General features: G+C 64.5%; 17 protein-coding genes, 1 tRNA gene and 1 pseudogene. 5 read left to right on the top strand and 14 right to left on the bottom strand.

The genetic code is table 11. The features are described from left to right. Positions 1-11: 11 nt before the first annotated feature. The 4 genes and pseudogenes from dapF to WKH79_RS02125 all read left to right on the top strand — a co-directional run bounded on the left by dapF (position 12) and on the right by WKH79_RS02125 (position 3,564). Entirely contained in the window at positions 12-821 is an 810-nt protein-coding gene (dapF, locus tag WKH79_RS02140) for a diaminopimelate epimerase (RefSeq protein WP_341859462.1), read from the top strand. Next, complete coding sequence (locus tag WKH79_RS02135) at positions 818-1,993, top strand: MiaB/RimO family radical SAM methylthiotransferase (protein ID WP_341859461.1); 1,176 nt, start codon at positions 818-820, stop codon at positions 1,991-1,993. The genes dapF and WKH79_RS02135 overlap by 4 nt, the downstream gene beginning before the upstream one ends. Continuing rightward, positions 1,990-2,917, top strand: a pseudogene (gene ftsY / locus WKH79_RS02130) (signal recognition particle-docking protein FtsY). The gene WKH79_RS02135 and the pseudogene ftsY overlap by 4 nt, the downstream one beginning before the upstream one ends. Further along, complete coding sequence (locus WKH79_RS02125) at positions 2,917-3,564, top strand: inner membrane-spanning protein YciB (protein ID WP_341859460.1); 648 nt, start codon at positions 2,917-2,919, stop codon at positions 3,562-3,564. Before ftsY ends, WKH79_RS02125 begins: the two are co-directional and overlap by 1 nt. Positions 3,565-3,720: 156 nt before the next feature. Here WKH79_RS02125 and WKH79_RS02120 read toward each other — a convergent pair whose 3' ends face one another. The 10 genes from WKH79_RS02120 to WKH79_RS02075 form a co-directional block, all read right to left on the bottom strand. Next, complete coding sequence (locus tag WKH79_RS02120; protein ID WP_341859459.1) at positions 3,721-5,664, bottom strand: potassium transporter Kup; 1,944 nt, start codon at positions 5,662-5,664, stop codon at positions 3,721-3,723. Positions 5,665-5,768: 104 nt separating this feature from the next. After that, a complete protein-coding gene (locus WKH79_RS02115; protein WP_341859458.1) occupies positions 5,769-6,425 on the bottom strand; it encodes a tetratricopeptide repeat protein in 657 nt (218 codons plus the stop codon). Then, positions 6,422-6,829 carry a cytochrome c-type biogenesis protein gene (locus WKH79_RS02110; protein WP_341859457.1) on the bottom strand — a complete coding sequence of 136 codons (408 nt, stop codon included), beginning with the start codon at positions 6,827-6,829 and terminating at the stop codon, positions 6,422-6,424. The genes WKH79_RS02115 and WKH79_RS02110 overlap by 4 nt, the downstream gene beginning before the upstream one ends. After that, on the bottom strand, positions 6,826-7,350 hold the full coding sequence (locus WKH79_RS02105) for a redoxin family protein (RefSeq protein WP_063506599.1): 525 nt from the start codon (positions 7,348-7,350) through the stop codon (positions 6,826-6,828). The genes WKH79_RS02110 and WKH79_RS02105 overlap by 4 nt, the downstream gene beginning before the upstream one ends. Further along, on the bottom strand, positions 7,347-9,302 hold the full coding sequence (locus WKH79_RS02100) for a heme lyase CcmF/NrfE family subunit (protein ID WP_341859456.1): 1,956 nt from the start codon (positions 9,300-9,302) through the stop codon (positions 7,347-7,349). Before WKH79_RS02100 ends, WKH79_RS02105 begins: the two co-directional genes overlap by 4 nt. Next, the gene (gene ccmE, locus WKH79_RS02095) at positions 9,299-9,760 is read right to left on the bottom strand and encodes a cytochrome c maturation protein CcmE (RefSeq protein ID WP_082835787.1); all 462 of its coding nucleotides are present in this window, start codon (positions 9,758-9,760) and stop codon (positions 9,299-9,301) included. The genes WKH79_RS02100 and ccmE overlap by 4 nt, the downstream gene beginning before the upstream one ends. Before the next feature lie 5 nt (positions 9,761-9,765). After that, complete coding sequence (locus WKH79_RS02090; protein WP_197458278.1) at positions 9,766-9,906, bottom strand: hypothetical protein; 141 nt, start codon at positions 9,904-9,906, stop codon at positions 9,766-9,768. After that, positions 9,906-10,628, bottom strand: a complete 723-nt coding sequence (gene ccmC / locus WKH79_RS02085) for a heme ABC transporter permease CcmC (RefSeq protein WP_341859455.1) — start codon at positions 10,626-10,628, stop codon at positions 9,906-9,908. Before ccmC ends, WKH79_RS02090 begins: the two co-directional genes overlap by 1 nt. 59 nt (positions 10,629-10,687) lie before the next feature. Beyond that, positions 10,688-11,752 carry a Glu/Leu/Phe/Val dehydrogenase dimerization domain-containing protein gene (locus tag WKH79_RS02080; RefSeq protein ID WP_050600101.1) on the bottom strand — a complete coding sequence of 355 codons (1,065 nt, stop codon included), beginning with the start codon at positions 11,750-11,752 and terminating at the stop codon, positions 10,688-10,690. A gap of 48 nt (positions 11,753-11,800) precedes the next feature. After that, a tRNA-His gene (locus WKH79_RS02075) sits at positions 11,801-11,877 on the bottom strand. Positions 11,878-12,069: 192 nt separating this feature from the next. On the opposite strand from WKH79_RS02075, the gene WKH79_RS02070 reads away from it, so the two are divergent. Next, entirely contained in the window at positions 12,070-12,705 is a 636-nt protein-coding gene (locus tag WKH79_RS02070) for a 2OG-Fe(II) oxygenase (protein ID WP_341859454.1), read from the top strand. Positions 12,706-12,789: 84 nt separating this feature from the next. On the opposite strand, the gene rpmE is transcribed toward WKH79_RS02070, so the two are convergent. The 4 genes from rpmE to bamA form a co-directional block, all read right to left on the bottom strand. After that, positions 12,790-13,017 carry a 50S ribosomal protein L31 gene (rpmE, locus tag WKH79_RS02065; RefSeq protein WP_050600006.1) on the bottom strand — a complete coding sequence of 76 codons (228 nt, stop codon included), beginning with the start codon at positions 13,015-13,017 and terminating at the stop codon, positions 12,790-12,792. A 169-nt stretch (positions 13,018-13,186) separates the two neighbouring features. After that, positions 13,187-13,642, bottom strand: a complete 456-nt coding sequence (fabZ, locus tag WKH79_RS02060; protein ID WP_050600007.1) for a 3-hydroxyacyl-ACP dehydratase FabZ — start codon at positions 13,640-13,642, stop codon at positions 13,187-13,189. A gap of 22 nt (positions 13,643-13,664) precedes the next feature. Continuing rightward, a complete protein-coding gene (locus WKH79_RS02055) occupies positions 13,665-14,342 on the bottom strand; it encodes an OmpH family outer membrane protein (RefSeq protein WP_341859453.1) in 678 nt (225 codons plus the stop codon). Continuing rightward, a complete protein-coding gene (gene bamA / locus WKH79_RS02050) occupies positions 14,342-17,044 on the bottom strand; it encodes an outer membrane protein assembly factor BamA (RefSeq protein ID WP_341859452.1) in 2,703 nt (900 codons plus the stop codon). The genes WKH79_RS02055 and bamA overlap by 1 nt, the downstream gene beginning before the upstream one ends. Between the last annotated feature and the right edge of the window lie 123 nt (positions 17,045-17,167).

Below are 17,167 nucleotides of genomic sequence, written 5' to 3'. Positions count from 1 at the left end.
TGCGCTGCACAATGCGCGTCGATTTCGTAAAAATGCATGGCTTGGGCAACGACTTCGTCGTGCTCGATGGGCGTGCGCAGGCCTTGCCGCCGCTTGGCGAGGGCATGGCGAGCGCGTTGGCCGACCGCCGCAGCGGCATCGGCTGCGACCAGCTGATCCTGCTCGAACCCAGCGGCGCTGCCGATTTCCGCATGCGGATCTTCAACGCTGACGGCAGCGAAGTGGGCGCCTGCGGCAATGCCAGCCGCGCGGTCGCCCTGCTTCATGGCAAGCCTGCGCGGGTCGAAACGGGCGGCGGCATAATTGCGGTCGAACCGCGCGGCGACGGGGCCAGCGTCGACATGGGCGAACCGCGCTTCGACTGGCAGGATATTCCGCTGGCCTATGGCATGGACACCGCGCTGATGCCGGTGAGCTGGGAGGGCCTGGACCAGCCGGGTGCAGTCAATGTCGGAAACCCGCATGTCATCTTTTTCGTCGCGGATTGCGATGCCGTGCCGCTCGACCGGATTGGCCCCGAGATCGAAACAGATCCGCTGTTTCCCGAGCGCGTGAACGTCAACGTCGCGAGCGTGACCGACCGCGGGCACATCCGGCTGCGCGTGTGGGAACGCGGCGCCGGCCTCACCCGGGCCTGCGGCACCGGCGCCTGCGCCACCGCGGTCCATGCCATGCGCCGCGGCCTTGTCGAACGCGAGGTGGCCGTGGCCCTGCCCGGCGGAACGCTGACGATCGCCTGGGGCGAGGACAACCGGATCCGCATGACCGGACCCGCGACCGAGGCCTATCGCGGCAGCTTCGAATGGGGCGATTTCGCGTGAGCGGCACGCAGGTCATCACGCTGGGTTGCCGGCTCAACCTGTCCGAAAGCGAACAGATCCGCGCGATGCTGGGACGCGAGGACGATCTCGTCGTGGTCAACAGCTGCGCAGTAACGAGCGAAGCGGTGCGCCAGACGCGCCAGGCGATCCGCCGCGCCCGCCGCGCCAATCCCGATGCGCGCCTGCTGGTGACCGGCTGCGCGGGCGATATCGAGCGCGACCAGCTGGCTGCAATGCCCGAAGTCGACGGTTTCGTCGCCAATACGCAAAAGCTTGATCCGCGTGCGTGGAACGCCCCGGCCAACGTACCGCCCACCCCGCAGGACCGCACGCGCGCCTTCATCGCCGTCCAGAACGGCTGCGACCATGCCTGCACCTTCTGCGTCATTCCGCAGGGACGCGGGCCGAGCCGCTCGCTGACCATCGGGCAAGTGCTGGGCGAGGTCGAACGCCATCTCGATCACGGTGCAGCCGAAGTGGTGCTGACCGGTGTCGACGTGACGTCCTGGGGGCATGACCTGCCCGACACTCCGCCGCTGGGCGCGCTGGTCGAGGCGGTACTGCGCCGCTTCCCGCAGCTCGAGCGGCTGCGCATGTCCTCGCTCGACGGGATCGAGATCGATCCGCTGCTGTTCGAGCTGTTCGCCGGCGAGCGGCGGCTGATGCCGCACCTGCACCTGTCACTGCAGCACGGGCATGACCTCATCCTCAAGCGCATGAAGCGCCGCCATTCGCGCGCCGACGCGATCGATCTGGTTACCCGGCTGGCAGCGCGGCGCCCCGACCTTGCCGTCGGCGCCGATCTGATCGCGGGCTTTCCGACCGAAACCGAAGAGCACCACGCGGCCAATCTGGCGATCATCCGCGAACTGCGGATCGTCCACGCGCATGTCTTCCCCTATTCGCCCCGCCCGGACACGCCAGCCGCGCGCATGCCGCAGGTCGATCGCGCCACGATCAAGCGGCGCGCTACCGATCTGCGCGATACCGCGCGCACGACACGCGACGCGTGGCTATCCACGCTCGTCGAAAAGCCGCATGCGGTCCTCGCCGAACGCGATGGTACCGGCTACACCCCGCATTTCGCACGCGTCGCGCTGCCCGGCACGGTACCCGCGGGCACGATCACCACGGTGACGCCGTCCAAGCATGAGAATGGCCTTCTAGAATGACCGAGAAGCAGAGCTGGAGCGACCGGCTGTTCGGCGGGTTTCGCAAGACCTCCGAGAAACTGACCAGCAATCTGACCGAAGTGGTCGGCACGGCAAAGCTCGACGATGCCACGCTCGACGACGTCGAGGACGCGCTGATCCTGTCGGACCTCGGACCGGCCGCGGCTGCGCGGAATCCGTGCGAAACTATCCGAAAAGCGGTTCGGGCTGGAGATTACCGAGCAGGAACTGAAGGAAGCGGTCGCCGAAGAAATCGCCGCAATCCTGCGGCCGGTGGCCAAACCGCTCGAGATCACCGCCTTTCCGCGCCCGCAGGTGCTGCTGGTGATCGGCGTCAACGGCAGCGGCAAGACCACGACGATCGCCAAGCTGGCACACCTGTTCCAGGAAGACGATTACGCCGTCATGCTGGCGGCCGGCGATACGTTCCGCGCAGCGGCCATCGGCCAGCTGGCGACGTGGGCCGACCGTGTCGGCGTGCCGCTGGTGCGCGGACCCGAAGGCGGCGATCCTGCCTCGATCGTGTTCGACGCGGTGAAGAAGGCGACCGAAGCCGGCACCGACGCACTGATCGTCGACACCGCCGGACGTCTGCAGAACAAGCGCGAGCTGATGGACGAACTCGCGAAGATCCGCAAAGTCCTCGGCCGGCTCAACCCCGAGGCACCGCATGACGTGGTGCTCGTCCTCGATGCGACGAACGGCCAGAACGCGCTGTCCCAGATCGATGTGTTCAAGGAAGTTGCCGGGGTCACCGGCCTCGTGATGACCAAGCTCGACGGCACCGCGCGCGGCGGCGTGCTGGTCCAGGCGGCCGAACAATACGGCCTGCCCATCCACGCGATCGGCGTGGGCGAGAAAATCGACGACTTGCGGCCCTTCGATCCCGATCTGGTGGCGCGCGTGATTGCAGGAGTAGCCTGATGACCGAGAGTGCCAAACCCAAGCCCAAGACCGGCTGGCTCAACATCCTCGTCGATTACGGGCCGCTGCTGGTCTTCCTTGGCGTGTACAAGTTCTACCAGCCGCCTGAAACGTCGACCTTCGGGGAAATCGCGGCGGTCATCTACGGGACGATCGCCTTCATGATCGCGGCGGTCGCCGCGCTGGTCTTCAGCAAATTCAAGTTCGGCCATGTCAGCCCGATGCTGATCCTCTCGACTGCACTGATCGTGGGGTTCGGCGGGCTGACCATCTGGCTGCAGGATGAAAAGTTCATCCAGATCAAGCCGACCGCAATCTACCTCTTGTTCGGCGTGCTGCTGATCGGCGGCTGGCTGCGCGGCAAGGCGCTGCTCCAAATCTTGCTCGAAGCCGCTTTCGAAGGCGTGGATCGCGAAGGATGGCTCAAGCTGTCGCGCAATTGGGGCGTGTTCTTCGTGTTCATGGCGGGCCTGAACGAAGTCCTGCGGCTGCAGCTGGACTTCGAAAGCTGGCTGTGGGCGAAGCTGTGGGTGTTCATGCCGCTCAGCTTCCTCTTCACCTTCAGCCAGATCCCCATGTTGCTCAAGCATGGACTGGCGATCGAAGACCGCGACGAAGTGGTCAAGGACGAGCCGCCTACGGCTTAGATCCGGGAAAAACCTCAACCCAAATCGAAGTTCGGGTTCGACCCCCTGCTGGCCCGGCTTTCTCCCAGTTTTCTAGCCCGGCCACGGTGAGTCTGCTGGCAATACCCAGCGGGTGGTCAATGCCGCACCCGGGGGCGCTGCCCCCGCATCCTGCAATCAGATTTCCACCTGGCTGCCCAGTTCGACCACGCGGTTGGTGGGCAGACGGAAGAAGTCCATCGCAGTCGCGGCGTTGCGCAGCATCCAGGCGAAGATCTTCTCGCGCCAGATCGGCATGCCGGGCTTGTCGCTGGCGAGCAGCGTCTGGCGGCTCAGGAAGAAGCTGGTGTGCATCATGTCGAACTCGCCGCCACAGCGCTCCATTTCCTTCAGCCCCTGCGGAACATTGGTTTCCTGCATGAAGCCATAATGCAGCACCGCACGGTAGAAACCGTCGCCCAGATCGTGGATCTCACACCGCTTGTCGCTGTCGACATAGGGACTGTCGGCAATCAGCACGGTGAGGATCACCACGCGTTCGTGCAGCACCTTGTTGTGCTTGATATTGTGCAGCAATGCGCTCGGCACGCCGGCGGTCTGGCTGGCCATGAAGATCGCAGTGCCCGGCACGCGGGTTGCCGAATTCTTCGCGCTCTTGGCGAAAATCTCGATCGGCAGCGCGGTCTCGCTCATCCGGTCGCGCATCAGTTTGCGCCCGCGCGCCCAGGTCGTGAGCAGCGTGAATGCCACGAGACCGACCACCAGCGGGAACCAGCCGCCGTCGGGGACCTTGGCCAGATTGGCCGCGAAATAGGCGCCGTCGACGATCAGGAAGAAGGCCACCACCGGGAGTGCGATGAACCATTTCCATTTCCACACCCCGACGAACAGCACGCCCATCAGCAGCGTATCGATCGTCACCGCGCCGGTCACCGCGATGCCATAGGCTGCCGCGAGGTTCGACGAGGTCTGGAAGGTCAGCACCAGGATGATCACCGCGACCATCAGCGCCCAGTTGACCACCGGAATGTAGATCTGGCCCGCCTCGGTTTCGCTGGTGTGGCGGATCGACAGGCGCGGCATGAAGCCCAGCTGCATGGCCTGGTGGGTAATGCTGAAGGCGCCCGAGATCACCGCCTGGCTGGCGATGAAGGTCGCCACGGTCGCCAGGATGACCAGCGGCAGGCGGAACTCTTCGCTGGCGAGAAGGAAGAACGGGTTGCGCACCACTTCGGCGGCCTGTTCGGGCGGTAGGCCAGCGATCATCGCGCCCTGTCCGAAATAGTTGAGCAGCAGGCACGGCATTACGAAGCCGAACCACGACAGACGCATCGGCCCGCGACCGAAATGGCCCATATCCGAATAGAGCGCTTCGGACCCCGTCACTGCCAGCACCACGGCGCCAAGCGCGAAGAAGGCCACCGCACCGTCGGTGACGAAGAACATCACCGCGTAATAGGGGTTCAGCGCCCACAGGATATCGGGGTTCTGGATGATCTGGTTGAGGCCGAGCCCAGCGATGGTGATGAAATAGACGATCATCACCGGCGCGAAGAGTGCCCCCACCTTGGCCGTACCCCGGCTCTGCAGCAGGAACAGGAAGATAAGCAGGACCAGCGCGATGGGGATCACGAGCGGGTCGAGCCCCGGATTGACCACGGTAAGCCCTTCGACCGCGGACAACACCGAAATCGCCGGCGTGATCATGCTGTCACCGTAGAACAGCGAAGTCGCAAACACGCCAAGCAGGACGACCAGCCAGCCATAGCTCGACTTGCCGATATGGCGGCTGAGCAGCGCAACGAGCGCGAGGCTGCCGCCCTGCCCCTTGTTGTCCGCGCGCATCAAGATGGTAACATACTGGATCGAGACGACGATCAGCATCGACCAGAAGATCAGGCTGACGACGCCCAGGACGTGCAGCCGGTCGATCGCAATATTCGCCGCCCCGGCGAAGGTTTCGCGAAAGGCGTATAACGGACTGGTGCCGATGTCGCCGAAGACCACGCCGACCGCGCCGACAGCCAACGCCGTGCGCGAGCCGCTGTGGCGGTGGCCTTGGCCGTCTTTCGACGGCACTCCCTCGGGAACCGGGTCTTGCGCTAACGCAGTATCGTTCATGTGGGATCGGTTTCCGACAACATCGTGTCACTTGGCCTGTATGGCGAAGTTGCGGGCGTTAGCAGCATCGCTTCGCACCCGCAACAAGCCGTACAAGCGCTTGTTCAATCGGGACTTTGCACGGCGCCGCCTACCGGTCCGGCGGCAAGGATGGCTTCCAGCCTGTCGAGTCGGGCGGCCAGCGGGGCGCGCCACTCCGCCTGTTCGGGAGCCGATTGCAGCAATTCGCGCCACAGCTCCAGCGTCCGGCCGGGCTCGCCGCCGCGCAAAAAGGCGAGTCCGAGGAAATAGGTCGGTGCCGGATTGTCGGGTGCCACCGCCTCGGCCTGCGAATACGCGTAAAGCGCCGCGGCTGTCAGCTGGCCATCGGCATGTTCGACCAAGGCATTGCCCAGCGCCAGCCAGGCTTCGCTGTCAGCGGGGTTTTCCGCGACGGCGTTGCGCAGGAAATTCGCCGCCTGTTCGTGCTGGCCGCGCCGGGTGAAAGCATCGGCGGTGACCACGAAGCGCGAGGGGAGCCGGCCTTCGGGATAGAATTCGCGCCGCGCCACGACCATCATTTCACCCGTCTGCGCGGTCTCGTCGACCACCGGGTCGGCAGGCGCGCCGGGCTGTCCCGGATTACCATGCATGGCATAGCCGGCGAGGCCGAACAGCAGCGCCGAACCGAACAGCATCCACAGCGCGCGGGGCAGCTTGAGCAAATAGACCGCGAGCGCGAAGACCAGCGCGGCAAGCGCGATGATGGGAAACCAGCTCATGCGCGTTTCCGGAACCGGCGCAGCAGGATCGCCCCCGCCACCGCGATCAGCAGCATCGGGATGGCGAACAGCGGCCAGGTCGTGGCGCTGACTGCCGGCTTATAGCTGACATAATCGCCATAGCGCTGGATCAGCCAGCTGCGGATCTCGTCGGGGCTCTCTCCCGCCGCCACCCGGATGCGCACTTGGTGGCGCATGTCGCCGGCCATCGGCGCGTCGCTGTCCGCGATCGATTGCGACTGGCACTTGAGGCAGCGCAAGGTCTCCATCAGCTCCTGCGCCGCCGCTTCCTCGGCGGGATCCTCGAGCTGGCGATAGGCGAAGGGCGCTGGCGGCATGGTTTGCTGCGCCGCCAGCGGCATGGCGAACGCGAGGCAGAAAGCGGCAAGTGCGGGACGCGTCATCGGGCCTTCTCCAGCTCGTCCAGCAGGATCGGCACGTCCCGTGCCCGGATATCGCCGATATGCTGGTAGCGGATGACACCCTGGCCATCGATCACGAAGGTTTCAGGCACCCCCGAAGACCCGATCGCCAGCTGCACTTCGGACAGATCGTCGCGTCCGATATGGGTGTAGGGATTGCCATGCTGCGCGAGGAATCCGGCAACATCCTCGGGGCGGTCGCGAATGGCGATGCCTACTATCTTCGCTCCCTGCTGTTCGAGGCTTTCGAGCTGCGGCGCCTCGGCGATGCAGGGCAGGCACCAGCTGGCCCAGATATTGAGCAGCCGCGGCTCACCATCGGCAAAGGTGCCGCTCGCGACCCCTTCCACGCCGTCAATCGCCGGCGGAAGGTCGAAATAAGGCAGCGGCTGGCCGACCATCCCGCTCTGGACGAAATCGTCCTTCGGCTGGGTAAGCTGATAGGCTGCCAGGCCGACAAAGGCGGCAAAGGCGAACAGCGGAACCCACAGACGCCAGCTCATGCCAGTGCCTCCCGGTCGGCGCGCCGTTCGGCGATGCGCGCGGCAAGGCGACGGTGGCGAAGGTCGGTCAGCACCCGGCCGATCAGCGCGAGCAATCCGCCCAGCGCGATCAGCAGGCCGCCGTACCAGATCAGCGTGACGAAGGGTTTCCACCACAGCCGCAGCTGCCAGCGACCGTCAGGCGACCGATCGCCGACCACGGCGTAGAGCTGGCCGTTCCAGCGTGTCGCCAGCGCGCTTTCGGTGGTCTGCTGTGGCGGAGCCCAGAAATTGCGCGACTGCGGTGTAAGCTCGCGCGCTTCGCCATCTCCATAGCGCGCGGAAAGACGGGCCTGGACCGCGGTCCAGTTCGGTCCGGCCACCGGTTCGACCCCTTCCAGGACGACGGTCCAAGGGCCCACGGTGGCGGTATCGCCCTGTTCGATCGCGGCGAGCCGTTCCTCGGTGAAGGCACTTTCGCTGGCCATGCCGATCAGCGCGACCGCAATGCCGAAATGGGCGACGACCATGCCCCAGGTCGCCAGCGGTGTGCGTGCCAGGTTGCGCCCGCGCAACGGCAGCCAGCTGGCCACCGCCAGTCCGATCCCGAAAGCCAGTCCGAGCAGCGGCAACAGACCGATTTCCGTCAGCAGGCTGGTCAGGACCAGCGCGGCCACCACCAGCGCCGCGGTCAGCGCCACTTCCTTGCCGATCCGGTCGATGCGATCCTCGCGCCAGCGCAGCAGCGGACCCACGGCCATTACCGCGAACATCGGAATGGCGAAGATTGCCCCCACCGGATTGAAATATGGCGGCCCCACCGACACGCGGACATCGAAGGCTTCGGTCAGCAGCGGGTACAGCGTGCCGAGCAGGACGATCGCCAGAATGGCACTGAGCATGACGTTGTTGAACACCAGCGCGCCCTCGCGGCTTGCCAGCGCAAACCGTTCGCCTTCGCTGATCGTGTTGGCGCGCAGGGCGAACAGCAGCAGCGCGCCGCCGATAAAGATGCCCAGCAAGACGAGGATGAACGTGCCGCGTTCGGGATCGACCGCGAAGGCATGGACGCTGGTCAGGATGCCCGACCGCACGAGGAAGGTCCCCACCATACTCATCGAGAAGGCCACCACGCCCAGCATGATCGTCCATGTCCGCAAGGCGTCGCGGCTGGCGAGGACGCTGGCCGAATGCAGCAGCGCGGTGGCTGCCAGCCATGGCATGAGCGAGGCGTTCTCGACCGGGTCCCAGAACCACCAGCCGCCCCAGCCAAGCTCGTAATAGGCCCAATAGCTGCCGGCTGTGATGCCGATCGTCAGCATGATCCAGGCGGCCAGCACCCAGGGCCGCATCGCACGCGCGAAATCGGGAGTTACCTGCCGGGTCAGCAACGCGCCCACCGCGAAGCTGAAAGCGACCGACAGGCCAACATAGCCGAGATAGAGCGTGGGCGGGTGGAAGGCGAGACCGATATCCTGCAGCAGGGGGTTGAGGCCCATTCCCTCTGCCGCGGGGACCGGTAGCCGCTCGAAGGGGTTCGAACTGAGCAGCAGAAAGGCATAGAAGCCGAGCGAGACAACGCCCTGCGCCGCGAGCGTTCCGTTCATCGTCCGCTCGGGTAGGCGCCGTTCGACCAGTGCAATCAGCGCCCCCGCCAGGCCCATCACCATGACCCACAGCAGCATCGAACCTTCGTGATTGCCCCAGGTGCCCGATAATTTGAACACCAGCGGCTTCAGCGAGTGCGAATTCGATGCCACCAGCTTGACCGACAGATCGGTGATGGCGAACAGCCAGACGAGCATGGCGAAGGAGAAGGTTACCAGCACGCCCTGGACGATCGCCGCGGGGCGGATTAGCGCGGCCAGTTCGCTCGCATTACCGGCGCGCAGAGCCAGGAAACCAGCGCTCATTTGGAGCGCGGCAAGCGCGGCGGCAAGCCACAGGGCCGCAAGACCGAGTTCGGCGATCATTCGAGACCTACCGTGGTTTCTTCGGCCATTTCGGCAGCGCGGTGCTGCTCCATTTCCTGCAGCTCGCGCGGGACGTAGTTCTCGTCGTGCTTGGCCAGCAAATTATCCGCGATAAAGGTCCCGCCGGGACCGAGCCGCCCCTCCGCAACCACACCCGAACCCTCGACGAACAGATCGGGCGCAATACCGCTGAACCGGACAGGAACGCGCGCGCCATCGTTGCCCGTTACCGCGAATGTTAGCGTGACGCCGTCCGCCGCAGTCTGCAACGATCCCTCTTCGACCATGCCGCCGAGTCGCACCGCCTGGCCAGGTTCGGGCGGGTTTTCGAGCATCTGTTCGGGCAGGTAGAAATAGCTTGCCTGATTGCGCAGCGCATAAGCCGCCAGCAGTCCCGCCCCGATCAGCGCGACCAGCGCCAGGACGACAAGCACGAGCCGCTGGTGTTTGGGTTTCATCGCGCTCATTTCCTGCGGCTTTCATCACGGCGCTTCTCGGCGCGTTGCATATCGAACCAGGCCCAGGCGACCATGCCAAGCGTGCCGATGACACCCACCGCATAGGCCGCGACGACGAAGTCCCACTGGTCGAGCGCTTCACGCATCACACAGCCTCCATCGCACGGCGGCGCAAGCGGGCTTCCGCCTGGATATCGGCAAGCAGGGCGCGCATCCGGGCCAGCACGATACCGCCGAACAGCAGCGAAAAGCCGATCACCGCGACCAGCAGGGGAATGAGGAATTCGGCATCGATCGCGCTCTTGCCAACGGTGATGCTGGGTGGCTGGTGCAGCGAATTCCACCATACCACGCTGCGGTTGATGATCGGGATATTGATTGCGCCCAGGAGCCCGAACAGCGCGGGAATGCGCGGTGACAGCCCTTCGCGCTGCGCGGCCTGCGCCAACGCGATATAGGCGGCATAGAGGAAAGCGAGCACCAGCATGCTGGTCAGCCGTCCGTCCCACACCCACCAGGTGCCCCAGGTCGGACGTCCCCAGATCGAACCGGTGGCCAGGCAGATGATCGTGAAGGCGAGGCCCGGAAGCGCCGCGGCGCGTGCCGCCAGCGCGGCCAGTGGATGACGCCAGACGAGAAACGCGAGACTGGACAATGCAATCGCCATCCAGCCCCCCATTCCCAGCCACGCGGCAGGAACGTGCAGGAACAGTATGCGGACCGTTTCGCCCATCAACCGATCGGGCGGCACCTGGAACAGGCCCCAATACAGCGCCGCAGCACTCGTCAGGAGGCCGCCGATCAGCAGCGCCGGCGTAAGCCAGGCTGCAAGCGACAGGAACCGTTTGGGATTGGCGAAGCCATGCATTGAAATTTACCGTCCGGCACCGCTTTGGCAGCGCTCATCAGGCGTCGCAAGACCGCAGTTCAACGACCGATCAGTTCCTGCGCCATGCGGTCGGCAACCTGGTCGGGCGATACGCCGGTTTCGTCGCTCTGCCGCCAGATCTGCTCGAGCCGACCGGGGATCAGCGCGATACGCTTGCGCACTTCGTTGATGTCGCAAGGGGCATTGTCGCGGCGGCACAGATATTCGAGCGTTACCGAGATGATCCCGCCCGCGTTGATGACGTAATCGGGAGCGTAGAGAATACCGCGTTGCGCCAGCATCGGCCCGTGTTCGGGCCGCTTGAGCTGGTTGTTCGCGCCGCCGGCCACGATCTGGCAATCGAGCCGCGCGATTCCTTCATCGTCGAGCACCGCGCCCAGCGCATTGGGGCTGAAGACATCGCAGGCGATCGACATCACCGCATCGGGAGCCGCGGTTTCGGCGCCGAGTTCGGCGGCCAATGCGGCCGCGCGGTCTTCGTGGATGTCGGACAGCGTCAGCCGGGCGCCATCCTTGGCCAGCAGCCGCGCGACGCCGCCGCCAACGCTGCCGGTGCCCTGCACCGCGACATGGACGCCAGCGACGCTATCCTTGCCCAGCTTGTGCTTGACCGCGGCCTTGATGCCCAGAAAGATGCCCAGCGCGGTAAACGGGCCCGGGTCACCCCCGGCAGCGCCCTCGCCTTCAACCGGAAGCCCCGAAACATGCTGGGTGCGCTGCGCGACGGCGGCCATGTCGGCTTCCGAGATGCCGACGTCCTCGGCCGTGACGTAGCGCCCGCCAAGCGCATCGACGGCATCGGCGAAGGCCGCGAGCAGTTCGGGAGACTTGGTCTTGTCCTTGTCCGCCAGGATGACGGCCTTGCCGCCGCCCATGGGCAGTCCGGCCATGGCGTTCTTGTAGCTCATGCCGCGCGACAGCCGCAGCGCATCGCGCATCGCATCGGCGGGATCGGCATAGTGCCAGAAGCGCGTGCCCCCGGCACCGGGACCGAGATGCGTCGAATGCAGCGCGATAATCGCGGTCAACCCGCTCTTGGCATCGCGCACCACATGAACCAGTTCATGGTCATCGAAATCCGCTTCGGTCCAGAAAGCCGTCATGCGCGCGCGCCCCATATGCTTAGGTGGACGGCTGGAAAACGGGCAAAATGGGGCGATCGACGGGGTTCGAACCCGCGACCTCCGGTACCACAAACCGGCGCTCTAACCAACTGAGCTACGATCGCCATATGCCCCCGGAACCGCCCGGGAAGGGGGCCTGATACGCATGCGGGTAACAGCGTCAAGCCGCCCTGCGCAACGGCGCGTGCCTGTTGCACAATGAAGTGCATATGGGAAGCGAAAATCGCAAGCCGGCGTCATACACGCAATTTTCTTTCGCGGTTGTGGTCGGGTCTTCGCGCGCTATCGTGTTCCCCATGATCCGACCGGGCGAATCTTCAGCCGATACCCTGTTGAACCACCGCGGCATTCAACGCGTGCCGAGCGATCGGATCGAGCTGTTCCAGTTGCGCGAGTTCATTGACGGCGACTTGCGCACCAAGCTGATCCGCCTGATCGAACAGGACCGCCGACCCTCGACGCTCGCCGATGCCGGCGAAGACCGGTATTTCCGGACCAGCGAAACCTGTGACCTCGACGCCGGCGAACCCTGTGTGCGTGCGCTCGAGGACAAACTCGCCGCACTCAACGGCATCGATCCGGCGTATGGCGAACCGCTTCAGGGCCAGCGTTACGACGTCGGGCAGGAATTCAAGCCGCATTGCGACTATTTCAATCGCGGCGGAACGGACTGGGATAAATACTGTTCGGTCGCGGGGCAGCGCACCTGGACGTTCATGATCTATCTGAATGATGTCGAGGCAGGCGGTGCAACGCGGTTCAGGGTCATCGGCAAGACCTTCCAGCCCGAAGCGGGAAAGCTGCTATGCTGGAACAACCGCCGCCCTGACGGGACCGAAAACCCAGCCACGCTGCATCACGGCATGAAAGTCCGCAAAGGGCGCAAATACGTGATCACCAAATGGTACCGCGAGAAGCCCTGGGGCTGGTAAGCGAGCCCCGCGCAGAGTGTGGCGCAAACGCAAAAGGGCGGCCCCGCGGGACCGCCCTTGCATAAGCCTTGTGGCTCGCTGCGCTCAGTTCTTCTTGAGCGACAGACCGCCGAAGCGCTTGTTGAAGGCTGCGACACGGCCGCCTTCCTGAAGCTGCTTGGTGCCACCGGTCCAGGCCGGGTGGCTGGTCGGATCGATTTCGAGCGCCAGCGTATCGCCCTCGCTGCCCCAGGTGGAGCGCGTCTGGAATTCGGTACCATCGGTCATCTTGACCGTGATCATGTGGTAATCGGGGTGACCTTCGGCCTTCATGATTTGCGTCCTTTGAGCTTCGGAGCGGTTCCGACCGATCCAGCTGTTTGTGGGAAAGGCGCGCGCCTAATCGGATTCCCTGCCAAAAGCAAGCCCGATCACGCGGCGCCGCTTGCGCTGTTCAAGCCGCGAAGGATTGCCCGTAGGCACTCCCGCAGCCGGATGCGGATCAGTCCGCCGGAGCGTCGGCGATCATGGCGGTGAACTGGACTTCGCAGGTCACCTTGCCGTCAACCGAAGCCTCGCCCGCGAACTTGCAGACCCGCGCGCGTTTCTGAACGAAACTGGCCTTGAGGTCGAGCAGGACGCCGGGCGTCACCGGGCTGCGGAACTTGGCGTTTTCAATCGCCATGAAATAGACCAGCTTGCCCGACCCGGCGAGCCCGAGGCTGTCGACTGCGAGCACGCCAGCGGCCTGTGCCAGCGCTTCGATCTGCAACACACCGGGCATGATCGGCGCGCCGGGGAAATGCCCCTGGAAGAAGTCCTCGTTGAAGCTGACCGCCTTCACCGCATGGATCCGCTCGTCGGGCACGAGCTCCTTCACACGGTCGACAAGCAGCAGGGGATAGCGATGCGGCAAGCGCTTCAGCACCTCGACGACGTCGAAACCCGTATCGCTCATCACCCTGCTCCTTCGTTCAGGCTCAGCGGCCGGCCGGCTGCGCAGCGGGCTGCTGCTGCTGCGCCTGTTGCTGGGCGGCCTGCTGCTGCGCGACATTCATCAGGACCTGCGAGACGGTCTGCTGCGCGGCGAGAGAATCCTGGCGCGGGCGCCAGCCTTCGGGGGGCGTGATCTGGACGGTCGGCACGCGCTGGTCGAGCACGGCGACCAGATCGTCGGTCACGTTGACCGCTTCGGGGGCCCACTGGATCGCATCGGGGGTGAGCAGCAGCTGGATGTTCTTCTGCTGAACCACCTGCTGGCGGACGTTCTGGTAGTCGTTGATCAGCTGTTCGATGGCATAGGTCTGCGCCAGCACGATCGGCTGCGAAGCCTGGCCAAGCTGCTGTTCCTTCTGCTGGATCTGCTGGACCACGCCGGGGTTCGCCTGCAGTTCGGCCTGGCTCAGCTGGCCATTGCTGTCGGTGTCGAGGCTCTGCTGCAGCGTCTGCATTTCCTGGCGGAGCGTGCGGATCTGGCCGATCTGCGCGGCGAATTGCTGGTCGATCTGCTGATAGGCAGCGATCCGCGCCTGGCTGCGCACGATCACCGCTTCGGGGCTGCTGGTGGCAATGCCGGCCACCTGGGCTGCGGCGGGGGTGGCGATGGCCACCGTGCCAGCAAGTGCGGCTGCGGCGATGGTTTTGGTGAAAAGTTTCATTAGAATTGCGTTCCTACGTTGAAGGAGAAGGTTTTGGTGTCGTCACCGACCTGCTTCTTGAGCACGCGAGACACGTCGATCCGGAACGGACCGAAGGGCGAGTTCCAGTTCACGCCTACACCGACCGAGATACGCGGCGCCGGGCTGTCACCGACGAAGACTTCCTTGAAGAAGGTCCCAGGAATGACGTTGCGTTCATTCTCGGTACCGTCGGGAGCAAAACGGTTGGTCACCGCCTGGATGATATCATTGCCCTGGTCGTCGACACCGGGCTGGAGATACAGCAGATTGCCGTTGCCGTCGGTGGCCTGCAGGCCGTTGGGATAATCCTGCAGCACCGGCTGGGTCACGCTGAACAGCGAACCCACGTCGAGGAAGATCGACGGGCGCAGGCCCATTTCGCGGGCCCCGCTGCCGAGCGGGATTTCGAGTTCTGCACGGCCGAGGTAATAGGCCTTGCCGCCCAGCGCATCGTCGACGCGCTGGTCGCTGGCGAGCGCTTCTTCGATCGTCTGCGGGACCAGCGGCGTCGCATCGTCGCCATCGTCGTTGAGGTACTGCAGGCGAACGATGCGGGGGCCGACACCGCGAATGTCGAAGCCGCGCATCTGCGGTTCACCGAGGAAATAGCGGTCGGTCAGGCGAACATCGTCCTGCCCGGCGACCGAATTATCCTCGAGGCTGCGAATCCAGCCGCCTTCGCCGGTTACCGAGAAGATGAACCCGGCACCGACCGGCCAGTATTTCGCGGCACGCGCACGCGACCGGACGTATTTCACGTCGCCGCCCAGACCGGCGAATTCGGTAGTCCAGCTGACGGTTTCGCCGCGCGATGGGCGCAGGCGGCTATTGAGCGTGTCGTAATTGAACGTCAGACCGACGATCGAGCTCGTGCGCTCGCCGATTGCTTCACAGAGATAGCGGCTGGCAAGGATCGGATCGCAGGTGGCGATGCCGTCCCCATCGCGGTCGGAGAAATACAGCCCTTCATCAAGCGACACATCGTCATAATTGAAGGTGTAGCTGCCGATCGCCGAAACATATTCGGTCAGCGGAACGCCGGCACGCACCTGCAGACCGGTGGTCGACTGTTCGAAAGTGGTGTTGCGTTCGTTGTTGCGGAAGTTGAAGCTGTTGGTGTCGCGGCGATAGATATCGACCCCGGCAGAGATGTTCCGATCGAAGACATAGGGCTCCGAAAAGCTCACCTGCGCCGATTTCGAGTAGCGCGAATAATTGAGGCTCAAGCCCACGGTCTGGCCGCGCCCGCGGAAATTGCGCTGGCGGATCGAGCCGGCCAGGATGAAGCTTTCGAGGCTGGAGAAGCCGGCCGACAGCTGCAGCTCGCCGGTCGCCTGTTCTTCGACATTGGCTTCGAGCACGATTCGGTCGGGCGCGCTGCCTTCGACCTGGTTGATCTCGAAGTTTTCCTGAAAATAGCCCAGCGAATTGATGCGCGCGGTCGACCGCGCCACCGACAGCGAATTGAAGGCATCGCCTTCGGCCAGACGGAACTCGCGGCGGATCACCTTATCCTGCGTCAGCGTGTTGCCGTTCACGTCGATCCGCTCGACATAAACGCGCGGCGCCTCGCGCAGGACGAAGCTCACGTCCATCGTCAGGCTGTCCTGGTTGCGGCTGAACTGCGGCTGGACGTCGGCAAAGGCATAGCCGAACGTGCCGGCCAGCTCGCTCAGCTGCTCGACCGTGTCCTCGACCTGCTTGGCGTCGTACCAGTCGCCGCCCTGCATCGGCAGGCGGGCGGTCATCGAGGCGTCGTCGAAATCGCGGATCTGCGATTCGACATCGACTTCGCCGAATTTGTAGCGCTCGCCTTCCTCGACCACGTAGGTGATGATGAAATCGCGCTTGTCGGGCGTCAGTTCGGCCACTGCCGAAACCACGCGGAAATCCGCATAGCCTTCGGTGAGGTAGAACTGGCGCAGCTTCTGCTGGTCGAACGCCAGGCGATCGGGATCGTAGCTGGTGTTGGAGCTGAAGAAGCTGGTCAGCCGCGCCTGCTTGGTCAGCATTTCGCCGCGCAGCTCGCCATCGGAAAACGCATCATTGCCAATGATATTGATCTGGCGGACCTTGGACTTGGGCCCTTCGCTGATCTCGAAGACGATATCGACGCGGTTCTGCGACAGCTGCACCATCTTCGGTTCGACCGTGGCGGCGAAGCGTCCCTGCCGCTTGTACAGCTCGATTATGCGAGCAACGTCGGCGCGAACCTTCGAACGCGTGAATATCTGCCGCGGCGAAAGCCGGATTTCGGGCAGGATCTTGTCGTTCTTGATCCGCTTGTTGCCCTCGAGGATGATCCGGTTGATGACCGGGTTCTCGACGATGGTGATGACGACATTGCCGTCGCGGTTGACGACGCTGGCGTTCGAGAACAGCTCGGTTGCGTAGAGGTCCTTGAGAACCGCGTCGCCCGCTGCCTGCGTCCACGTGTCGCCCGGACGAAGCTTGATATAGGACAGGATCGTCTGCGGCTCGAGCCGCTGCGCACCGCTTACCGCGATGGTACGAACCACATCGGCTTGCACCGCTGCGGCAGGCGCAGCCTCGGTCGCGGTTTCTTCCTGTGCGAAAGCGGCGACCGGAACACCAGCGAGCATGGTACCGGCCAAGAGGCCCACCGCCAGCCGTGTGGCGGAATTCCTGCGTCGCGAGGCGGCAAAAGCAAAATCAGTCATCGACAAGGAGTTTCCCGTCCTCGTTATACATACAACGTACCCGGCTGGTGGCGCCCCGATCCGGCAGAGGGTCGCAGCATGCGGGACGACCCTGCCGTCCCCTGCCCCAAGCGCCTGCGCCGA

Source organism: Qipengyuania sp. GPGPB31, assembly GCF_038396345.1.
GTDB classification, from domain to species: Bacteria; Pseudomonadota; Alphaproteobacteria; order Sphingomonadales; family Sphingomonadaceae; genus Qipengyuania; species Qipengyuania citrea.
The sequence above is the reverse complement of the archived record's forward strand: the minus strand, read 5'-3'. Positions and strand labels throughout refer to the sequence as shown.

What these genes read in the sequence shown, in the direction of transcription:
- dapF (WP_341859462.1), top strand. Translation starts at nt 12, where the DNA reads ATGCGCGTCGATTTCGTAAAAATGCATGGCTTGGGCAACGACTTCGTC.
- WKH79_RS02120 (WP_341859459.1), bottom strand. Translation starts at nt 5,664, where the DNA reads ATGAACGATACTGCGTTAGCGCAAGACCCGGTTCCCGAGGGAGTGCCG.
- WKH79_RS02115 (WP_341859458.1), bottom strand. Translation starts at nt 6,425, where the DNA reads ATGAGCTGGTTTCCCATCATCGCGCTTGCCGCGCTGGTCTTCGCGCTC.
- WKH79_RS02110 (WP_341859457.1), bottom strand. Translation starts at nt 6,829, where the DNA reads ATGACGCGTCCCGCACTTGCCGCTTTCTGCCTCGCGTTCGCCATGCCG.
- WKH79_RS02090 (WP_197458278.1), bottom strand. Translation starts at nt 9,906, where the DNA reads ATGCGTGAAGCGCTCGACCAGTGGGACTTCGTCGTCGCGGCCTATGCG.
- WKH79_RS02055 (WP_341859453.1), bottom strand. Translation starts at nt 14,342, where the DNA reads ATGAAACTTTTCACCAAAACCATCGCCGCAGCCGCACTTGCTGGCACG.
- WKH79_RS02100 (WP_341859456.1), bottom strand. Translation starts at nt 9,302, where the DNA reads ATGATCGCCGAACTCGGTCTTGCGGCCCTGTGGCTTGCCGCCGCGCTT.
- WKH79_RS02080 (WP_050600101.1), bottom strand. Translation starts at nt 11,752, where the DNA reads ATGACGGCTTTCTGGACCGAAGCGGATTTCGATGACCATGAACTGGTT.
- WKH79_RS02125 (WP_341859460.1), top strand. Translation starts at nt 2,917, where the DNA reads ATGACCGAGAGTGCCAAACCCAAGCCCAAGACCGGCTGGCTCAACATC.
- ccmE (WP_082835787.1), bottom strand. Translation starts at nt 9,760, where the DNA reads ATGAAACCCAAACACCAGCGGCTCGTGCTTGTCGTCCTGGCGCTGGTC.
- fabZ (WP_050600007.1), bottom strand. Translation starts at nt 13,642, where the DNA reads ATGAGCGATACGGGTTTCGACGTCGTCGAGGTGCTGAAGCGCTTGCCG.
- WKH79_RS02105 (WP_063506599.1), bottom strand. Translation starts at nt 7,350, where the DNA reads ATGAGCTGGCGTCTGTGGGTTCCGCTGTTCGCCTTTGCCGCCTTTGTC.
- ccmC (WP_341859455.1), bottom strand. Translation starts at nt 10,628, where the DNA reads ATGCATGGCTTCGCCAATCCCAAACGGTTCCTGTCGCTTGCAGCCTGG.
- rpmE (WP_050600006.1), bottom strand. Translation starts at nt 13,017, where the DNA reads ATGAAGGCCGAAGGTCACCCCGATTACCACATGATCACGGTCAAGATG.
- bamA (WP_341859452.1), bottom strand. Translation starts at nt 17,044, where the DNA reads ATGACTGATTTTGCTTTTGCCGCCTCGCGACGCAGGAATTCCGCCACA.
- WKH79_RS02070 (WP_341859454.1), top strand. Translation starts at nt 12,070, where the DNA reads ATGATCCGACCGGGCGAATCTTCAGCCGATACCCTGTTGAACCACCGC.